13 protein-coding genes and 3 tRNA genes are annotated in these 17,129 nt (G+C 58.9%); 7 read left to right on the forward strand and 9 right to left on the reverse strand.

Translation table 11 applies throughout. The features are described from left to right. Nucleotides 1-15 precede the first annotated feature (15 nt). Nucleotides 16-612 carry a phosphoribosylglycinamide formyltransferase gene (purN, locus tag GOV80_RS00585; RefSeq protein WP_170782470.1) on the reverse strand — a complete coding sequence of 199 codons (597 nt, stop codon included), beginning with the start codon at nucleotides 610-612 and terminating at the stop codon, nucleotides 16-18. Further along, nucleotides 609-1,655 (reverse strand): phosphoribosylformylglycinamidine cyclo-ligase, encoded by a 1,047-nt coding sequence (gene purM / locus GOV80_RS00590; RefSeq protein WP_170782471.1) that lies wholly within the window; start codon nucleotides 1,653-1,655, stop codon nucleotides 609-611. Before purM ends, purN begins: the two co-directional genes overlap by 4 nt. A 107-nt stretch (nucleotides 1,656-1,762) precedes the next feature. On the opposite strand from purM, the gene GOV80_RS00595 reads away from it, so the two are divergent. Beyond that, nucleotides 1,763-1,839, forward strand: a tRNA-Ile gene (locus GOV80_RS00595). A gap of 454 nt (nucleotides 1,840-2,293) precedes the next feature. Here the strand turns inward: GOV80_RS00595 and GOV80_RS00600 are convergent. Further along, on the reverse strand, nucleotides 2,294-3,613 hold the full coding sequence (locus GOV80_RS00600; RefSeq protein WP_170782472.1) for an ATP-binding protein: 1,320 nt from the start codon (nucleotides 3,611-3,613) through the stop codon (nucleotides 2,294-2,296). A gap of 44 nt (nucleotides 3,614-3,657) precedes the next feature. Here GOV80_RS00600 and GOV80_RS00605 point away from each other — a divergent pair, with 44 nt between their 5' ends. The 3 genes from GOV80_RS00605 to GOV80_RS00615 all read left to right on the forward strand — a co-directional run bounded on the left by GOV80_RS00605 (nucleotide 3,658) and on the right by GOV80_RS00615 (nucleotide 4,927). Beyond that, a complete protein-coding gene (locus tag GOV80_RS00605; RefSeq protein WP_170774255.1) occupies nucleotides 3,658-4,572 on the forward strand; it encodes an MBL fold metallo-hydrolase in 915 nt (304 codons plus the stop codon). 75 nt (nucleotides 4,573-4,647) lie between these two features. Next, nucleotides 4,648-4,722 (forward strand) — tRNA-Asn (locus tag GOV80_RS00610). Nucleotides 4,723-4,852: 130 nt separating this feature from the next. Next, a tRNA-Asn gene (locus GOV80_RS00615) sits at nucleotides 4,853-4,927 on the forward strand. Nucleotides 4,928-4,946: 19 nt separating this feature from the next. On the opposite strand, the gene GOV80_RS00620 is transcribed toward GOV80_RS00615, so the two are convergent. The 4 genes from GOV80_RS00620 to zwf all read right to left on the reverse strand — a co-directional run bounded on the left by GOV80_RS00620 (nucleotide 4,947) and on the right by zwf (nucleotide 10,443). Then, on the reverse strand, nucleotides 4,947-6,566 hold the full coding sequence (locus GOV80_RS00620; protein WP_170782473.1) for a long-chain-fatty-acid--CoA ligase: 1,620 nt from the start codon (nucleotides 6,564-6,566) through the stop codon (nucleotides 4,947-4,949). Between the two features lie 148 nt (nucleotides 6,567-6,714). Then, nucleotides 6,715-8,322 (reverse strand): glucose-6-phosphate isomerase, encoded by a 1,608-nt coding sequence (gene pgi, locus GOV80_RS00625; RefSeq protein ID WP_170782474.1) that lies wholly within the window; start codon nucleotides 8,320-8,322, stop codon nucleotides 6,715-6,717. 4 nt (nucleotides 8,323-8,326) lie between these two features. Further along, nucleotides 8,327-8,998 carry a 6-phosphogluconolactonase gene (pgl, locus tag GOV80_RS00630; protein WP_170782475.1) on the reverse strand — a complete coding sequence of 224 codons (672 nt, stop codon included), beginning with the start codon at nucleotides 8,996-8,998 and terminating at the stop codon, nucleotides 8,327-8,329. Further along, nucleotides 8,995-10,443 carry a glucose-6-phosphate dehydrogenase gene (zwf, locus tag GOV80_RS00635; protein ID WP_170782476.1) on the reverse strand — a complete coding sequence of 483 codons (1,449 nt, stop codon included), beginning with the start codon at nucleotides 10,441-10,443 and terminating at the stop codon, nucleotides 8,995-8,997. The genes pgl and zwf overlap by 4 nt, the downstream gene beginning before the upstream one ends. A 163-nt stretch (nucleotides 10,444-10,606) precedes the next feature. Between zwf and GOV80_RS00640 the strand changes: the two genes are divergently transcribed. After that, nucleotides 10,607-11,560, forward strand: a complete 954-nt coding sequence (locus tag GOV80_RS00640) for a radical SAM protein (protein WP_170782477.1) — start codon at nucleotides 10,607-10,609, stop codon at nucleotides 11,558-11,560. On the opposite strand, the gene GOV80_RS00645 is transcribed toward GOV80_RS00640, so the two are convergent. Further along, nucleotides 11,561-12,226: a lipid-binding SYLF domain-containing protein gene (locus GOV80_RS00645; protein ID WP_170782478.1), complete on the reverse strand. Its 666-nt coding sequence runs from the start codon at nucleotides 12,224-12,226 to the stop codon at nucleotides 11,561-11,563. It abuts the gene before it with no gap. Nucleotides 12,227-12,396: 170 nt separating this feature from the next. Between GOV80_RS00645 and GOV80_RS00650 the strand changes: the two genes are divergently transcribed. Beyond that, entirely contained in the window at nucleotides 12,397-13,923 is a 1,527-nt protein-coding gene (locus GOV80_RS00650; protein ID WP_170782479.1) for a caspase family protein, read from the forward strand. Here GOV80_RS00650 and GOV80_RS00655 read toward each other — a convergent pair. After that, complete coding sequence (locus GOV80_RS00655; protein WP_170774269.1) at nucleotides 13,920-14,189, reverse strand: usg protein; 270 nt, start codon at nucleotides 14,187-14,189, stop codon at nucleotides 13,920-13,922. The two genes, GOV80_RS00650 and GOV80_RS00655, sit on opposite strands and share 4 nt — an antisense overlap. Before the next feature lie 193 nt (nucleotides 14,190-14,382). On the opposite strand from GOV80_RS00655, the gene gyrA reads away from it, so the two are divergent. Beyond that, nucleotides 14,383-17,115 (forward strand): DNA gyrase subunit A, encoded by a 2,733-nt coding sequence (gene gyrA / locus GOV80_RS00660; protein ID WP_170782480.1) that lies wholly within the window; start codon nucleotides 14,383-14,385, stop codon nucleotides 17,113-17,115. Nucleotides 17,116-17,129 lie beyond the last annotated feature (14 nt).

Raw genomic sequence — 17,129 nt, forward strand, 5'->3', positions numbered from 1 at the left:
ATCACCCTGCACAGATCATGGCAGCAACACTGGTGTCCGATCACCGCTCGCATAACGTCGAAGCACAGCGGGATAGAGCTTGTGTTCGCAAACCAGCACACGCGCGGCCAAAGCTTCGGGCGTATCGTTAGCGTCAATCTGCACACGGGCCTGACCCAGGATCGGGCCGTCATCCAGTGCCGCCGTCACCTCATGCACCGAGCATCCGTGTTCGGCATCGCCTGCCTCGATCGCGCGGGCATGGGTGTTCAGACCCTTGTATTTCGGCAACAGTGAAGGGTGGATGTTCAGCATCCGGCCCTGAAACCGCGATACGAAATCACCGGTCAGAACACGCATGAATCCCGCCAAACAGACAATATCGGGCCCCGCGGCCTCGAGCGGTTTCAGCAGCTCCGCCTCGAACGCAGCGCGGTCACCTTTGAACGGGCGATGATCTATTGACGCAGTTGGAATGCCCCGCGCGGCGGCCTTTTTCAAACCGCCCGCTTCCGGATCGTTGGCCAGAACTAGGCAGGGTCGCGCGGGATGATCTCCGGCCATGGAATCAACCAGCGACACCATGTTGGACCCCCCGCCCGAGATCAGGATGGCGACGCGCTTATGGCTCACAGCAGTTTGCCAGAGTAAGCCACGCCGGGCGCGTCAGTGACAGTGCCAATACGCGAGACAGTTTCGCCGGCTTCGACCAGCAGAGCAGCCAGATCATCGGCGCGGTCTTCGGCACAGACGACGATCATGCCAATGCCACAGTTAAAGGTTTTGAGCATCTCGGCTTCGGCAATCCCGCCGGTCTCGGCCATCCAACGGAAGACGGGCGGCAAATCCCAAGCGTTCAAGTCGATCTGAGCGCCCAACCCCTCGGGCAGGACACGCGGCAAGTTTTCGGTCAGGCCTCCGCCGGTAATATGGGCCAGCGCGTGAACGCCCCCTGCCCGGATCGCTTGCAGCGCCTGTTTGACATAAAGACGCGTGGGCGTCAGCAGTGCCTCGCCCAGCGTACCGTCGCTAAACGGCGACTCGGCGTCCCATCCCAGCCCAGAAATCTCGACCAGTTTGCGCACCAGAGAGTAGCCGTTGGAATGCACCCCGTTCGAGGCCAGCCCCAGCAGCACATCCCCCTGCTGCACACCTGCGGGCAGATGCGCGCCACGCTCCATCGCGCCGACCGAGAACCCTGCCAGATCGAAATCGCCATCAGGGTACATGCCGGGCATTTCTGCCGTCTCACCACCGATCAGGGCGCAGCCAGACTGCACGCAACCTTCAGCAATGCCTTCAATGATCCGAGCGGCCGTGTCGGTGTCCAGCTTGCCAGTGGCGAAATAGTCGAGGAAAAACAGCGGTTCAGCGCCCTGACAAATCAGGTCGTTGACGCACATGGCCACCAGATCAATGCCCACACCGTCAACCACGCCGGTATCAATGGCGATGCGCAGCTTGGTGCCCACGCCATCGGTCGCGCCGACTAGAATCGGGTCGGTGTAGCCTGCGTCCTTAAGATCGAACAGAGCACCAAATCCGCCCAACCCGCTCATCACACCGGAACGGTTGGTCCGCTTGGCCGCAGGCTTGATCCGGTCAACCAGAGCGTTGCCTGCATCAATATCAACACCCGCGTCCGCATAGGTGATTCCGTTCTTGCCCGCTGTCATGGCCAACCCCTCATGAATGGTTCCCGCGCGGGTTAGTCGATTGTGGAAGATGTTGCAACGGTCAGGCTTGACGCGGGCGTTCACCGTGATACTCAAAGCGCTCAGGCGGGCCTGTAGCTCAATTGGTTAGAGCAGAGCGCTCATAACGCTTTGGTTGCGGGTTCAAGTCCTGCCGGGCCTACCAAAATCTGCCATAACTGGATACGAAGCTGATCGGCGCCTCGTGCTTTGCTTTGACTATTAGATCCTACCGGAACCGGAAATTCAGTTCCGTGCGCGATTGTTGACATATTGGCAGACTTCGTAAAACGAGTCGCAGGGTTCAAACCACCCCATAGCAACAGCGCCAAACGCGGCACCAATTCCGATAACAATAATCCAGTTCACTGCAACCACCTCGCTTTGAAAAGCGATACCCGACACCCACAACCTCGAATATTAACTGAACTTTAATACGCTGAAAAACTCACCATCCCTAGCGGAATGTACTACAGCACATTCATTTTGAGTTAATATATACACAATTCAATAGGTTTTGGCTACTTTGTTGTTGAAAGCAAACAAAATGGCTTGATTGTTGAAACAACAAACCCAGACCACACACCCCGAATCCGTTGCCTAAAATACTGCTGAAACCTCTAACGTGCGATGATGATATCGGCGCTCAGCCCGCCCAGCTTGTCGCTTTTGCCCAACCGTAAAACTCCGCCATGCGCGCGCGCGATATCAGCGACGATCGCCAGCCCCAGACCCACACCACTGCCCTTGTTCTGGTTGCGTGCCGGATCAAGGCGCGAGAATGGCTTGACCGCCTCTGCCCGGTCTTCAGGCGCAATGCCGGGGCCATCATCCTCGACCCGGATTCGTAAAGTTTTGGCGGTCAACGAGAGGCTCAATTCGGCCTTGTTGCCATAGCGCACAGCATTGCCAATCAGGTTTTCGACTGCCCGCCGGATCGCGGTCGGACGCAGCATGGCCTGCCCTTCCCCATCGGTTGCAACCAAACGCGCGTCGTAACCCGCGCGCTGTGCGTCATCAACAATCACTTGCAGCAAATGGCGCGGATCAACCTGTTCCGGTGCACCCTCGGCTGCACCGCGTGAGAATTCGAGGAACGCATCCAGCAGCAACTGCATCTCGTCTACATCCTTTTGCAGAGGTGCGGCTTCATCTTCGGGCAGCATCGACAATCCCAGCTTGAGCCGGGTCAGAGGTGTACGCAGATCGTGGCTTACACCGGACAACATCAGGGTGCGCTGTTCGATTTGCCGCTCGATCCGGGCGCGCATGTCCAAAAACGCGCTCCCCGCGGCGCGTACCTCAATCGCGCCACCTGGCGAATACGGTACCACCCGCCCGCGCCCAAATGCCTGGGCCGCATCCGCCAGGCGGGTGATGGGCCGAAGTTGGTTGCGCATGTATAGAAACGAGATCGTCGTCATGACGACTGCGAAAAATACCATCGTCACGATCAACTGATGTGGTGCGGCCGGGGACAGGCGGCGGCGATCTAGCACCAGTTCGAACGGGCCCAGATCGGTTTGAAGATACAGGCGCGCCTCGTCACCGCTGGGCAAAGCCACTGCCGTCAGTTGTGGCAGCTTGGCCTGTAATTCCGCTGCAACTTGCGGCGCGATAAAATCATACCAGCGCCGCATTCCGACCGCAGGACGTTCATCAATACCCAGAAACCGCGCTTTCATATCCAGGGCAACAAGGTCCTGCCGTATGGCGGCAAGCGCCTGCAACTGCGTCTCAGCCCCCTCCATCGTTTCCAGAATCAGCGTGACTTCGCGCGCGGAGGAGGTGGTCATCTGTGCCGTCACATCCTCAAGGTGTTTTTGCAGAAAGGCGATACCGACCACCAGCAACAAAACTACAACCGGCAACACCAGGATGATGGCCGCCCGCGCGTACAGGCTGCGCGGCATATAGGATTTGAGCCAGGCACTCGACATGCGCTAAACCTAACGGGCTGATCGGACAAGAGAAAGAGCACAGAATGCAGGCCCCCGACGATTTCAATCCACCCGCCGGTCAGGCTTTCGAATTGCAGCCCGGCCTCAGGCGCATTCTGGCCCCGAATCCGTCGCCTATGACCTATCGAGGCACGAACACCTATCTGCTGGGCACGCGGGACTGTGCCGTTATCGACCCAGGCCCCCTCAGCGATGTGCATCTCGAGGCGATTCTGTCCGCCCTGACCCCCAGCCAGCGCATCAGCCATATCATCGTCACGCATACGCATCTGGATCACTCCCCGCTTGCCGCCCCTCTGGCCCTGCGGACCGGCGCGCCGGTTCTGGCCTTTGGCGGCCCCGAGGCCGGGCGCAGCGCTGTGATGCAAGAGCTCGCCCAAAAAGGGCTGACCGGCGGCGGAGAGGGCATCGACACGGCCTTCCGCCCTGATATCGAACTAACCGATGGGCAGGTCATCACGGGCGATGACTGGCAGCTAGAGGTCATTCACACACCAGGCCACCTTGGCAATCATATTGCGCTGGGTTGGGGGCAGACCTGTTTCACCGCAGATCACGTCATGGGGTGGGCGAGTTCCCTGGTTTCGCCACCGGATGGCGACCTGACGGATTTCATGCAAGCCTGTCACCGTCTGCGCGCCGGCGACTGGTCGGTGTTTCACGCCGGGCACGGCGCGCCGATCACCGACCCTGCCGCCCGGTTGGACTGGCTGATCCAACACCGCACAGCGCGTGAGGCCCAGATTCTGTCCGCATTAGAGGATCGTCCCGGCACAGCCCGCCAGCTGGCAGAGAGGATCTACACCGAAACCCCCGCCGCACTGCTTCCGGCCGCGACGCGCAACGTATTTGCTCATCTGGTCGATTTAACCGTCAGATCAATGGCTTCGCCCAAAGGTGTGCTGTCCGTCGAGGCCGAGTTCACCCGATTACCATAAGGCGTAAACTTTTTCGTCATTTGATGCCGATCCCCTCTGGACGGCAAATTTCGGTGTTGTTATACGGCCCTCAGTTCCGGCGTAGCTCAGCGGTAGAGCAGTTGACTGTTAATCAATTGGTCGTAGGTTCGATCCCTACCGCCGGAGCCAAATCCACCTTCAAAACACACAGATTTGGCGCGAAACATTTGCCTTCACGCGGGCCAAGTTTTTTCGTCGAAAAAACTTCACCATCCCCTCTGGACGACAGAGATTGTGATTGCTATACGGCGCGAACCGTTCCGGCGTAGCTCAGCGGTAGAGCAGTTGACTGTTAATCAATTGGTCGTAGGTTCGATCCCTACCGCCGGAGCCATTCTTCCCAAGTGCAGACCTCAACCCGTCAGGGCGTCTTCGAAATCCACGCGCAGGTTGCGTTTCAGAACCTTGCCCGTTGCGTTCAGTGGCAAAGCATCAACAAAGACAACCTTATCCGGCACTTGCCATTTGGCGATCTTGCCGTCGAAAAAGGCCAGCAGTTCTTCCTCGCTCGGCTCTGCGCCGTCGGCTTTCACCGCCACCAACAGGGGGCGTTCGTCCCATTTCGGATGCGGTACGCCGATGACGGCAGCCGTTGCCAGCTTGGGATGGGCAACGGCGATGTTTTCCAGCTCGACCGAGCTGATCCATTCACCGCCCGATTTGATGATGTCTTTGGACCGGTCCCGGATCGTCATATAACCATCCGCATCCAGCGTCGCCACATCGCCCGTGGCAAACCAGCCATCCTGCAACAGATCCTGACCCTGCATCTGGAAATAGCTGTCCAACACCCACGGCCCGCGCACCATCAGATCGCCCTGCGTTTCGCCATCGCGCGGCAACTCATTGCCGTCATCGTCCACGATCTTCAACTCGACACCATAACAAGGGCGACCCTGGCTTTCGCGCAGTTTGTGCTGCGCTTCGATCGGCAGTTTCGCATGTTTCGACAGCGGATGGTTGGCAGTACCAAGTGGGCTCATTTCGCTCATGCCCCAGGCGTGGATGGTGTCCACGCCGTAGACCTCGCGGAAGGTCTCGATCATCGACGGTGGGCACGCGGCCCCGCCAATGACCGTGCGTTCCAGAGTTTCCAGTTTGCTGCCCGATTCCTGCGCGTAAGCCAGCAGCCCTTGCCAAATCGTCGGCACACCCATGGCGAGCGTCACACCATATGTGTCGATCAGCTTGACCAGAGCTTCGCCGTGCAAGTCTGGCCCCGGCAAAACCATGCGCGACCCGGACATCGCGCAGGCATAGGGCGAACCCCAGGCGTTCACATGGAACATCGGCACCACTGGCAACACGACATCCATAGCCGAAAACCCGATAACATCGCGCGTGTTCGAGCCAAAGCTATGCAGCACTGTCGAACGATGAGAATACAGAACACCCTTAGGGTTCCCGGTCGTGCCCGAGGTATAACACAGGCTGGACGCGGTATTTTCATCAAAGCTAGGCCAATCAAACCCGGCATCCCCGGTCTCGATAAACTCATCATAGAACTGAACACCCGGCACCTGCGCGATCGCATCCTCGTTGCGCTGGCCCATCAGCACGAAATGCTGCACTTCGGTCAGATGAGAATGCAGCGCGGCAACCAGAGGGATAAACGTTGCATCAAAGAACAGCACCCGGTCCTGCGCGTGGTTGATGATATAGGTCAGCTGCTCAGGGAACAGACGGGGGTTGATAGTGTGGCACACGAACCCGGCGCCTGAGGTGCCATAGTAGATCTCAAGATGGCGCCGGTTGTTCCAGGCCAGCGTCCCGATCCGTGCTTGGGGTTCAAGCCCCAATGCCGTCAGCGAAGAGGCCAGTTTCCGCGCATTGGTCGAAACTTCGGACCAGTTGGTTTCCGTCACCGTTCCGTCCGTTTCGACGGAAACAATCTCGGTCTGACCATGGTAGCAATCAGCGTGCTTGATCAGCGACGAGATCAGCAACGGCTGCGTCATCATTTGTCCCAGCATGGACATCCTCCCTTGGTGGTGGCCGCTTCTGTGCGGCGGCCCCTTGTTCTGGCCCGACGTTAGCGTCGGGACGGTCAGGACAAATCCTGCCAATCATTTAATTGTCTGACAATAAAAGAATGCAGCCTGCCGCTACGGCAAGCCGATTTTACTCACCCCGCTGACGCAACGCATAGGCCACCAACGCGGCGGTCGACCCGTCTTTGCCTGCGGTGTCCTCTTCGCCATCCACGATCGGACCCAGTGAGGTCGCAAGCTCTTTCCCCAGCTCGACCCCCCATTGATCGAACGAGTTGATGCCCAGCAAGACGCCCTCCACAAAGACGCGATGTTCATACAGCGCAATGATCTGGCCCAGAACAAACGGAGTAAGCTGTGGGTAAATCAGCGTGGTGGACGGGCGATTGCCCGGAAAGACGCGATGCTGGGCCTGACGGTCCAGTTCGGCCCCTTCCAGACCTTTGGCGGCCATGCGGTCGCGGGCTTCGTCCAGGGACCGGCCGCGCATCAGCGCCTCCGACTGAGCCAGACAATTTGCCAGTAGCAAACGATGATGATGGGCCAGCTCGGGTTCGTGCCCTTCTGCGGCAACCATAAATTCGCAGGGGATCACATCTGTGCCCTGATGGATCAACTGGTAAAAGGCATGCTGGCCATTGGTGCCGGGCTCGCCCCAGACCACGGGGCCGGACGCAACCTCTAACGCTGTGCCGTCCATCGCGACGGATTTACCGTTCGATTCCATCTCAAGCTGTTGGAAATATGCAGGCAGGCGCAGCAATCGCTGGTCATAGGGCAGAACCGCGCGGCTGGCATGGCCCAAAACCTGCCGATGCCAGATACCGACCAGGGCCAGCATCACCGGCAAGTTCTCGGCCCACTCCGCAGCGCGGAAATGCACGTCCATGGACTGGCCACCGCGCAGGAACGCATCAAAGGCATTCGATCCCACGGCGATCATCACTGGCAGACCAACTGGCCCCCAGACCGAATACCGCCCACCGACCCAATCGGCGAACCCGAACACACGCTCTGCCGGGATGCCAAAGGCTTGCGTCTTGTCCAAAGCGCTGGAAACGGCCGCGAATTGGCGGGCCGGATCACCACCACCTTCAGACATCCACGCCCGTGCAGTGCGGGCGTTGGTCATCGTCTCGATCGTGGTGAAGGTCTTCGAGGCGACGATCACCAACGTTCGCGTCGGGTCCAACTGGCGCAGAGTATCCGCAATATGCGCCCCGTCCACATTGGACACATAGTGCAGCCGGGGGCCGTCATGATAGGGCGACAGGGCGTGCGTCGCCATTACGGGCCCCAGATCGGACCCGCCAATGCCAATATTCACAACGTCGGTAAAGCTGCCCCCTACCCCGGCATAGGTTCCCCCGCGCACCTCTTCGGCGAAGATCCGCATCCGGTGCAGTGTGTCCAGAACATCAGGCATGACGTCCAGCCCGTTGACCTCAACCGGGCCGCCATCAAGTTTGCGCAGCGCCGTGTGCAACACCGCGCGCCCTTCGGTTTCATTGATCTTGACACCTGAGAACATCGCCTCGCGCCGATCCGCCAGACCGGCGTCGTCACAGAGATTGATCAGCGCCGCGCGGATATCGCCGTCAATCTGGGTCTTGGAATAGTCAAACAGCATATCCCCGGTCGAGGCCGAGAACTCCTGCGCCCGTTTCGGGTTCTGTTCGAACAGATCCAGAATGGTTTTTGTGCTGCTCGCAAGGGTCATGAGGTCGTCTAGTTTCATCGCATCACTCCGCCCAATGGACTGTCATGCCGCTAAGAACGGCGGCAATCGGAGCCTCTTCCGGCGGTAGCGCCATGGCTTTGTTCAGCGCCTCGCGCTTAGCAGAGCCGAAAATGACCAGATGCTTGGATAACGCACCGTCCAGCACTGGGGCCGTCAGCGAGATACGCGCCTCAGGCTGCGTTTCGGTACGGGCGATGGTCAAGGGCGGCGCGTGGCTGTCCAAGGCAGCCGCCAACCCCGCCATCCCCGGAAACAAAGACGCCGTGTGCATATCCTCACCCATGCCCAGCACCAATACGGACAGGGGCAGAACTGGCGTGATCAGGCTTTCGATCTCGGGCAGCACTGCCTCTGGGTCTTTTCCTTCCACGAACAGCGGCACGTATTGCGCGACCGAGGCGCGGTTGGTCAGCAAACGCTCGCGGATAAGTCGTTCGTTTGAACGGTCGCTGTCACCGGGCACACAGCGTTCATCGGTGGGCAGGACGCGCACACGGTCCCAATCGAGATCGGCGGCACATAGCCCGTCAAAGACCGGCCCGGGCGTGGTGCCGCCGGGCACCGCAAGTGAGACCAAATCGTGGTGCAGCAAGGCGGCCTCAAGATCTCCGGCCAACGCATTGGCAACGTCGATGGCCAGCATGTCCCTGTCGGGGTATTCCTGTATATTCATGGGTTTATTCCTTGCCAGCGGCGACCGTCCCGTTTCATCAGCAGCTCGGCGTCGCCCGGTCCTGTGCTGCCACTATCATAAGGTTTCGGCACATCACCACGTGCCTGCCATCCGGCGATGATGGGATCGGTCCATGCCCATGCAGCCTCGACCTCATCCCCACGCATGAACAAGGTCTGGTTACCCCGGATCACGTCCATCACCAGCCGCTCATAGGCATCGGGCGGGTCCTGATTTTCCGGTCCCAGCGCCTCGGCAAAGCTCATATCTAATGGCACATCGACCAGACGCATACCGCCCGGGCCCGGCTCCTTGATTGTCACTTTCAGCGTGATGCCCTCATTCGGCTGCAACCGGATCGACAGCACATTCGCATGACGCCCCGCATCAGCACCGAATATCGAGTGCGGCGCGTCCTTGAACATCACGTTGATCACCGAGGAGCGCGCAACCAGCCGCTTCCCCGTGCGCAGATAGAAAGGTGTGCCCGCCCACCGCCAATTGCTAACATGCGCCTTCAACGCCACGTAGCTTTCCGTGGTCGAGCGTTCATTGCCCACGACCTGGCGATAGCCCGAGCCCTCACCCTCGAACTGGCCGCGCACAATGTGATGCGGCTCGACCGGGTCCAGAGCGCGGATGACCTTCAGCTTTTCGTCCCGCACCGCGTCTGGGTCGAACTTCGCTGGAGGCTCCATCGCGATCAGGCACAAAAGCTGCATCAGGTGGTTCTGCATCATGTCACGCATGGCGCCTGCGCGGTCATAATACTCTTCCCGCCCATCAATCCCAACGGATTCAGCCACCGTGATCTGGATGTGATCGACGTATTGGCTGTTCCAGAGCGGTTCGAACAGCATATTCCCGAAACGGACGGCCATAAGGTTCTGGACCGTCTCCTTGCCCAGATAATGGTCAATCCGGTAAATCTGGTTCTCGGTGAAATGCGCGGCCAGAGTAGCGTTCAAAGCCTGCGCGCTGTCCAGGTCATGACCAAAAGGTTTTTCGACCACGATCCGCGTCAGGGGTGTGATCAGCCCATGCGCCTCAATCCGTTCGGCCAGCGGACCAAACAGGCGCGGCCCAACCGAAAAGTAAAAGGCCCGCACCCGACCGGGCTTTAGCCGGCGGGCCAAATGCCCCCACCCTTCATCCGAGACCCCATCCAGCGCCACATAGTCCAGCCGCCGCAAAAACGACTCGAGCGCCGAGACGTCCTGACATTGCTTCGCCGCGTGAGTCTTGAGCGATTCGCGCACCACATCGCGGAACCCGTTGCTGTCATATCCCGTGCGCGCAGCGCCTATGATTTGGGCACCGTCCACCCATTGCCCGGCGCAAAATCTGCGGAACAGCGCCGGCAGGATCTTGCGCTGGGCCAGATCACCGGTTCCGCCAAAAATGACAAGATCAAAGGGATCAACAGGGATGACGCGAGAAACCATGTGTTTTCCTTACCTTGACCGCTGACGCATGTCCAATGTTAGCGCAATCATCTATTCAGAAACCCTCATCTTCAAAATTCTGTCAGGACGTCCGTGTCGCACTTAACGAACCCGCCCCAACCGTCTAAGTCAGTGCAATGACTTCAAAGAACCGGATACCGGAATGAAAGACAACGCCGCAAGCGCTGCCAATATCGGCAAGTTTCAGGACAAATTGGTGACAGCCGATGGACAAACCCGGGCGTCGGTGGCGTTGAAGAACCCTGAAACGCTGTGGTTCAACACCGGCACGCTGTGCAATATCGAATGTCAGAACTGCTATATCCTCAGCAGCCCCTCCAATGATGCGCTGGTCTATATCACCGCCGATGAGGTGCGCGATTATCTAGACCAGATCGAAGAACGCAACTGGCCGGTGCGCGAGATCGGGTTTACGGGTGGTGAACCCTTCATGAACCCCGAGATGATCGAAATGACCCGTGCCGCGCTTGAGCGTGGGTTTGAGGTTCTGATCCTGACCAACGCGATGGTCCCGATGATGCGTCGCAAGATGCGCGAAGGGCTGCTGGAACTGCAACGCAGGTATGGCGACAAGCTGACCCTGCGGATTTCCGTCGACCACCACAACTCTGACCTGCATGATGAAGAACGTGGCAAGGGCAGCTTTAAAAAGACTGTGACCGGCATGGAGTGGCTACGCGACAATGGGTTTCGCATGGCGGTCGCCGGTCGGACGGTCTGGGGCGACAGCGATGCCGATAGTCGCGCTGGATACGCGGCCTTTTTCGAGAAACACGGCTTTGACATCGACGCGCAGAACCCGGCCCAGACGGTGCTATTCCCTGAGATGGACGAAACTGTTGAAGTGCCCGAGATCACGACATCTTGCTGGGGTATTCTGGACAAGTCACCAGACGCGGTGATGTGCTCGAACGCGCGAATGGTAGTCAAGCGCAGGGGCGCGGATAAACCCGCCGTTCTCGCCTGCACCCTACTGGCCTACGAGCCCGCGTTCGAAATGGGCACCACCCTGGCCGAGGCCGAAGCGGATGTGCATCTCAACCACCCCCATTGCGCTAAGTTCTGCGTCTTGGGCGGAGCGAGTTGTTCCGGCTGATTAATTCAGCTCCGGTGATTTCCAGTATTTGGTCCCCGTTGCACCGGCCGAGACGCGCCAGCCCTTTTTGTCTAGCATGAAAAACGAACGCCCGTCGGTAAATCTGATCGCGTCGTCGGTGCGTTCATCGCCTTGCATGGTGCCTGCTTCGGCGGTGGCCTCGAACCCTTGTGTGATGAACTTATCCAGATCCGCCTGCGTTTCGAACAAGATCACAAATTTCGACTCAAATCCGCCGATTCCCAGCGCGGCTCCGACCCCGCCGGTGCCCATATTCATGTAGACGTGCTGTTTTGTAGCTTTCGAAACCGCGACACCACGCCCATAGCCCGCAGACACAGGAAAAACGGTCACCTTTCGCGAATCGAACACCGCATAGCCTGCACTGAGCTGATAGAGCGCGTCGGCTTCAGGGTTCTGAGCCAGAAGCTGGGTCAGAACCTCATCCGCCATCACATCCAGCTTGGCGCGGGTTTCTTCGGGGGTCGCCTCATTCGAGACAAGCTCGGCGGTCGAATCCACCGTGTTACCAACAGCGTCGACGCCTTTGTCGACGGTGTCACCAACCTTCTGCGCCCCCTTCTTGATGTTGGACAAGATACCGTCCGCTTGGGCTGAACCACACCCCAGAGCAATAACAACTATGCCCAAAACAAGCCTTTTCATGCCGTCCCCCGATACATCCAACCTGATGAGATCATAGACAAGACCGGCGTAAAATCCACGGCAACGCATTCACAAAATCAAAGTCTTTTTCAAATTGTAACCGAAATCACTGAGGATTTTGTAAGCTTCCGCTAGGTTGGGTTCAGGGTAACGTTCAAAAGGCTACCGAAATGAGATGGATTTGGATGTTTTTCTTTACGGTTTTTGCGTCACCCACATGGGCTGGCGACCGGTTGGCTCTTGTGATCGGCAACAATCAATACGATTCCGTTCCGGTCCTGCAAAAAGCCGTCGCCGATGCCGAGGCTGTGTCGCGTCAGCTTCAGAATCTAGGGTTCGAGACCATTGAAGGATTGAATCTGGACCGGCGCGGCATGAACCAGAGAATCTCGGAATTTACGGCCCAACTTCAGGCCGGAGACACAGCTTTTGTGTTTTTTGCCGGGCATGGCGTGGAAATTGACGGTGAAAACTACCTGCTGCCAACGGATATAGAAACTCCGTTCTCGGGTGAGACAGATTTCGTCAAATCCGAATCCATCGCCCTGTCGAACCTGCTGAACCGCGTGCGTAGCACCGGGGCGCGGACATCAATCGCCATTATCGACGCCTGCCGAGACAACCCGTTTGAAACCACTGCCGGACGTAGCATCGGCGGCACCCGCGGGTTAGGCCGCATCAACGCCCCGCAGGGGATGTTCGTGATATTCTCGGCAGGCGCAGGGCAGATGGCGCTGGATCGGCTGCATGATAGCGAGGCCGAGCCGAACTCGGTCTTTACCCGCGCCTTGCTGCCACGTCTGGCGCAACCGGGGCTAGAGCTGCGCAGCATGGTCGCCGATCTCAGGCGCGAAGTCCGAGATCTGTCTCGCACCGTGCAGCACAATCAAGTCCCAGCTTACTATGATGAGCTGTTGGGCGAGTTCTATTTCACCCCGGCCGCTGTCGCCGCGCCTTCCGTCGATACGGTCACGCCGCCGATTGAAAAGATGCGCGCCGATCTGGAATTGGCCCGGTCCGTCGGTACGGTTTCGGCGCTGGACACGTTTCTTGAGACATACGCGGACCAGTCCACTGACTATACCTATGAAATCGCGTTGCAATTGCGTGCCGGGCTACAGGACCCCGAGACCCCTGCACCCGCTGTCATTCAGGATTCAAAGCAGGTGATGCAGGCGACTCAAGCGGCCTTGAACGCGCTGGGATGCAATGCGGGCGGGGCCGACGGAGTCGCAGGTCCCCGTACCAAACGCGCCTTTGCGGATTACCGGCGCGCCAGCAAATCCAATCTGGGTGCGGACGATCTGGGCACGCGGCACGCGCTGGACGAACTGGAAGGCAAAAGCGGCACTATCTGCGTCGCAGCACCTGCACCTACAACCCCCCGTACCACAGCATCTTCGGCCGTGTCCCTAAGCGGAAGTTGGAGCTTCAAAGCAACCTGCGCGCTGGTCGTCAAAGTGACCGGTTCAGTTAGGTACACCAGAGCGGGTAGCAACAAATTCACGGGCAGCCTGACGGATTCGTTGGGGCAAAAAGCCAACACGGTCGTCTACCTTAACGAGCAAGAGCTTAACGGAACGGATTATTTCCCCGGCATCACCGTGACATGGCGCGGCCGCCTGTCCGAGGATGGCAACAGCTTTACCGGATCGGGATCGACCGGCTGCTCGGTCTATGCTTGGCGGGTCGGCTAGTTTACCCGAAACTCACCCACCATGTTGCGCCATTCACCGGGCGCGATCATCTTGCGGTGCGTGTAGCGCACCGAATGCAGTGGACCTTCAATCTCACGCTGCCAGAATTCGATGAAATCGAACAGTTTCGGATGGTCCGGGGCAAGATCGTAATCCTGCCAGATGAACGTGTTTAGGACGTGGATATAGTCGGGCATGTGATAGAAGAATTCCGCCGTCGTCAGCCCGTACCCTTTCAGCATCAATTCGGTTTCGCTTTGCGTCATATAGACCTCCAATTTCTTGCAAGGTCTCTTCAGGGTAACACGCAAACCCCCTAACAGGCTGATAACAATATGTTACCCAGCTGTTACCGTGGCTTTTTTGCCGGAAAGGATCAGCTTGCTTGCACCTTATGTGCCGGGTCTGATAGAGTGCATCCACAAGATATAGACCCAAGCTAAAGATCGGGCAGTTTACGTGAGCGATACGCCAGAAACCCCAGAAAACATGGATGAAACCCCGCCCGAGCGTCCCGTCTATGACGGTCCGACGGTGTCAATCGAATCCGAGATGCGCACCTCGTATCTGGACTATGCCATGTCGGTCATCGTCAGCCGCGCGATCCCCGATCTGCGCGACGGGCTGAAACCGGTGCATCGGCGGATTCTGTATGCCATGCACGAAACCGGGAACACCCACGACAAGGCCTATCGCAAATCGGCCCGTCCGGTCGGCGATGTGATGGGTAAATACCACCCGCACGGTGACAGCGCGATCTATGACGCGCTGGTGCGGATGGCGCAGGATTTCTCGATGTCGCTGCCACTTCTGGATGGTCAGGGAAATTTTGGCTCGATGGACGGCGATAACCCGGCGGCCATGCGCTATACCGAAGTACGGATGGACAAGCCTGCCGCCGCCCTGCTGGCCGATATCGAAAAAGAGACTGTTGATTTTCAGGACAACTACGACGGCAAGGACAAAGAGCCGACCGTCCTGCCTGCCCGGTTTCCGAACATGCTGGTCAACGGTGCTGGCGGTATCGCTGTTGGTATGGCGACGAATATCCCTCCACACAATCTGGGCGAAGTGGTCGATGCCACACTGGCGCTGATCGACGATCCGGACCTGACGTCGGAGCAACTGATCGAATACGTCCCCGGCCCTGATTTCCCGACCGGCGGCGTCATGCTGGGTCGGTCCGGCGCGCGCAAAGCTTATCTGGAAGGACGCGGCAGCGTCATCATCCGCGCCAAGACCCGCGTGGAAGAGTTACGCAAGGACCGTTACGCCATCGTCGTGGACGAGATTCCCTATCAGGTGAACAAAGCCTCGATGATTGAAAAGATCGCCGAGGCGGTGCGAGAAAAGCGCATCGAAGGCGTCGCTCATGTGCAGGACGAATCCGACCGCAACGGCGTGCGTGTTGTCGTTGAACTGAAGCGCGACGCAACGCCCGAGGTAGTGCTCAACCAGCTATACCGCTTCTCACCGATGCAGACGTCCTTTGGTTGTAACATGCTGGCCCTGAACGGGGGTCGGCCCGAGCAGCTGACCCTGCGCCGGTTCCTGACGTCGTTCATCGACTTCCGCGAAGACGTCGTCGCCCGCCGCACCGCATACGATCTGCGCAAAGCGCGCGAACGTAGCCATATCCTGTGTGGTCTGGCCGTGGCCGTCTCGAACGTGGACGAAGTGGTTGCCACCATCCGTTCGTCGGCTGACGCGGCTGAGGCGCGCGAGAAACTGATGACGCGCCGCTGGCCTGCGGCCGAGATCGAAGGCTATCTGCGCCTGATCGACGATCCTCTGTCCAAGATGAATGACGATGGCACCTACAACTTAACCGAAGTTCAAGCCCGCGCGATCCTCGAATTGCGCCTGCAACGCCTGACCCAACTGGGCGTCAAAGAGGTCACGGACGAGCTGGAGCAATTGGCCGCCAAGATCAAAGAATATCTGGATATTCTGTCATCGCGCGAACGCATCATGTCGATCATCGGCGATGAGCTGCGCGAAGTGCGCGATCAGTTCGCCGTGCCGCGTCGCACCGAGATCGTCGACTGGTCTGGCGACATGGAAGACGAAGACCTGATCGAGCGTGAAGACATGGTCGTGACCGTCACCTCGGGCGGCTATATCAAGCGTACCCCGCTGGCCGATTTCCGGGCGCAAAAACGTGGCGGCAAGGGACTTTCGGGGATGCAGACCAAGGAAGAGGACGTGGTCACCACCCTCTTCGTGGCCAACACCCATACGCAGCTTTTGTTCTTCACCACGGACGGCATGGTCTACAAGCTCAAGACCTGGCGCCTGCCGCAATCGGGCCGCACCGGCAAGGGCAAAGCGATCGTCAACATCCTGCCGATCCCGACCGGGGTCTCCATTGCGGCGATCATGCCGGTGGATGTTCCAGACGAGGAATGGGAGAACCTTCAGATCATGTTCGCCACCAGCGCGGGCACCGTGCGGCGCAATCGCCTGTCGGATTTCACCAACGTCAAACGCAACGGCAAGATCGCCATGAAGTTCGAGGACGAGCACGCCGAGACCAAGCTGATCAACGCCCGTATCTGTTCCGAGGATGACGACGTTATGCTGGTTACCAAATCCGGTCGCGCGATCCGCTTCCCGTCCACGGATGTGCGGGTGTTCAATAGCCGCTCGTCGGTTGGTGTGCGTGGTGTGCGCCTGAACGGCGACGATGAGGTCGTGTCGATGTCGATCATCCGCCACTTCGACGCCAGCTCGGACGAGCGTGCAGCCTACCTCAAGATGCGCCGCCTGATGGCCGGTGTCACCGATGAAGCCGAGGGCGATGACGAGGAAGGCAACGCCGACAGTGTGCTGCCGCAGGAACGTTACGCCGAGATGTCGGCGGCTGAAAACCTGATCCTGACGATCACCAAGGGCGGTGCTGGCAAGCTGAGTTCCAGCCACGATTACCCGGTGCGCGGACGCGGCGGCATGGGCGTCGCGGCGATGGACAAGGCCATGCGCGGCGGCGATCTTGTGGCCTCGTTCCCGGTTGAGATCGACGATCAGATCATGCTGGCCACCTCCAAGGGGCAGTCGATCCGGGTGCCGGTTGACGGGATTTCCTTCCGATCGCGCAGCGCAGGCGGCGTGCGGGTGTTCAACACCGGCAAGGGCGAAGAAGTCGTCAGCGTCGCTTGGATCGCCGATCAGGGCGATGAAGAGGCTGAGTAGTCCAAAACCATCTG

The organism is Ruegeria lacuscaerulensis (assembly GCF_013034685.1).
Lineage (GTDB): Bacteria > Pseudomonadota > Alphaproteobacteria > Rhodobacterales > Rhodobacteraceae > Ruegeria > Ruegeria lacuscaerulensis_B.

Excerpts from the sequence above, each read along its gene's own strand:
- GOV80_RS00620 (WP_170782473.1), bottom strand. The coding sequence starts at position 6,566 with ATGCTGGGACAAATGATGACGCAGCCGTTGCTGATCTCGTCGCTGATC.
- GOV80_RS00640 (WP_170782477.1), top strand. The coding sequence starts at position 10,607 with ATGAAAGACAACGCCGCAAGCGCTGCCAATATCGGCAAGTTTCAGGAC.
- GOV80_RS00650 (WP_170782479.1), top strand. The coding sequence starts at position 12,397 with ATGAGATGGATTTGGATGTTTTTCTTTACGGTTTTTGCGTCACCCACA.
- pgi (WP_170782474.1), bottom strand. The coding sequence starts at position 8,322 with ATGAAACTAGACGACCTCATGACCCTTGCGAGCAGCACAAAAACCATT.
- pgl (WP_170782475.1), bottom strand. The coding sequence starts at position 8,998 with ATGAATATACAGGAATACCCCGACAGGGACATGCTGGCCATCGACGTT.
- GOV80_RS00600 (WP_170782472.1), bottom strand. The coding sequence starts at position 3,613 with ATGTCGAGTGCCTGGCTCAAATCCTATATGCCGCGCAGCCTGTACGCG.
- GOV80_RS00645 (WP_170782478.1), bottom strand. The coding sequence starts at position 12,226 with ATGAAAAGGCTTGTTTTGGGCATAGTTGTTATTGCTCTGGGGTGTGGT.
- purM (WP_170782471.1), bottom strand. The coding sequence starts at position 1,655 with ATGACAGCGGGCAAGAACGGAATCACCTATGCGGACGCGGGTGTTGAT.
- GOV80_RS00605 (WP_170774255.1), top strand. The coding sequence starts at position 3,658 with ATGCAGGCCCCCGACGATTTCAATCCACCCGCCGGTCAGGCTTTCGAA.
- GOV80_RS00655 (WP_170774269.1), bottom strand. The coding sequence starts at position 14,189 with ATGACGCAAAGCGAAACCGAATTGATGCTGAAAGGGTACGGGCTGACG.
- zwf (WP_170782476.1), bottom strand. The coding sequence starts at position 10,443 with ATGGTTTCTCGCGTCATCCCTGTTGATCCCTTTGATCTTGTCATTTTT.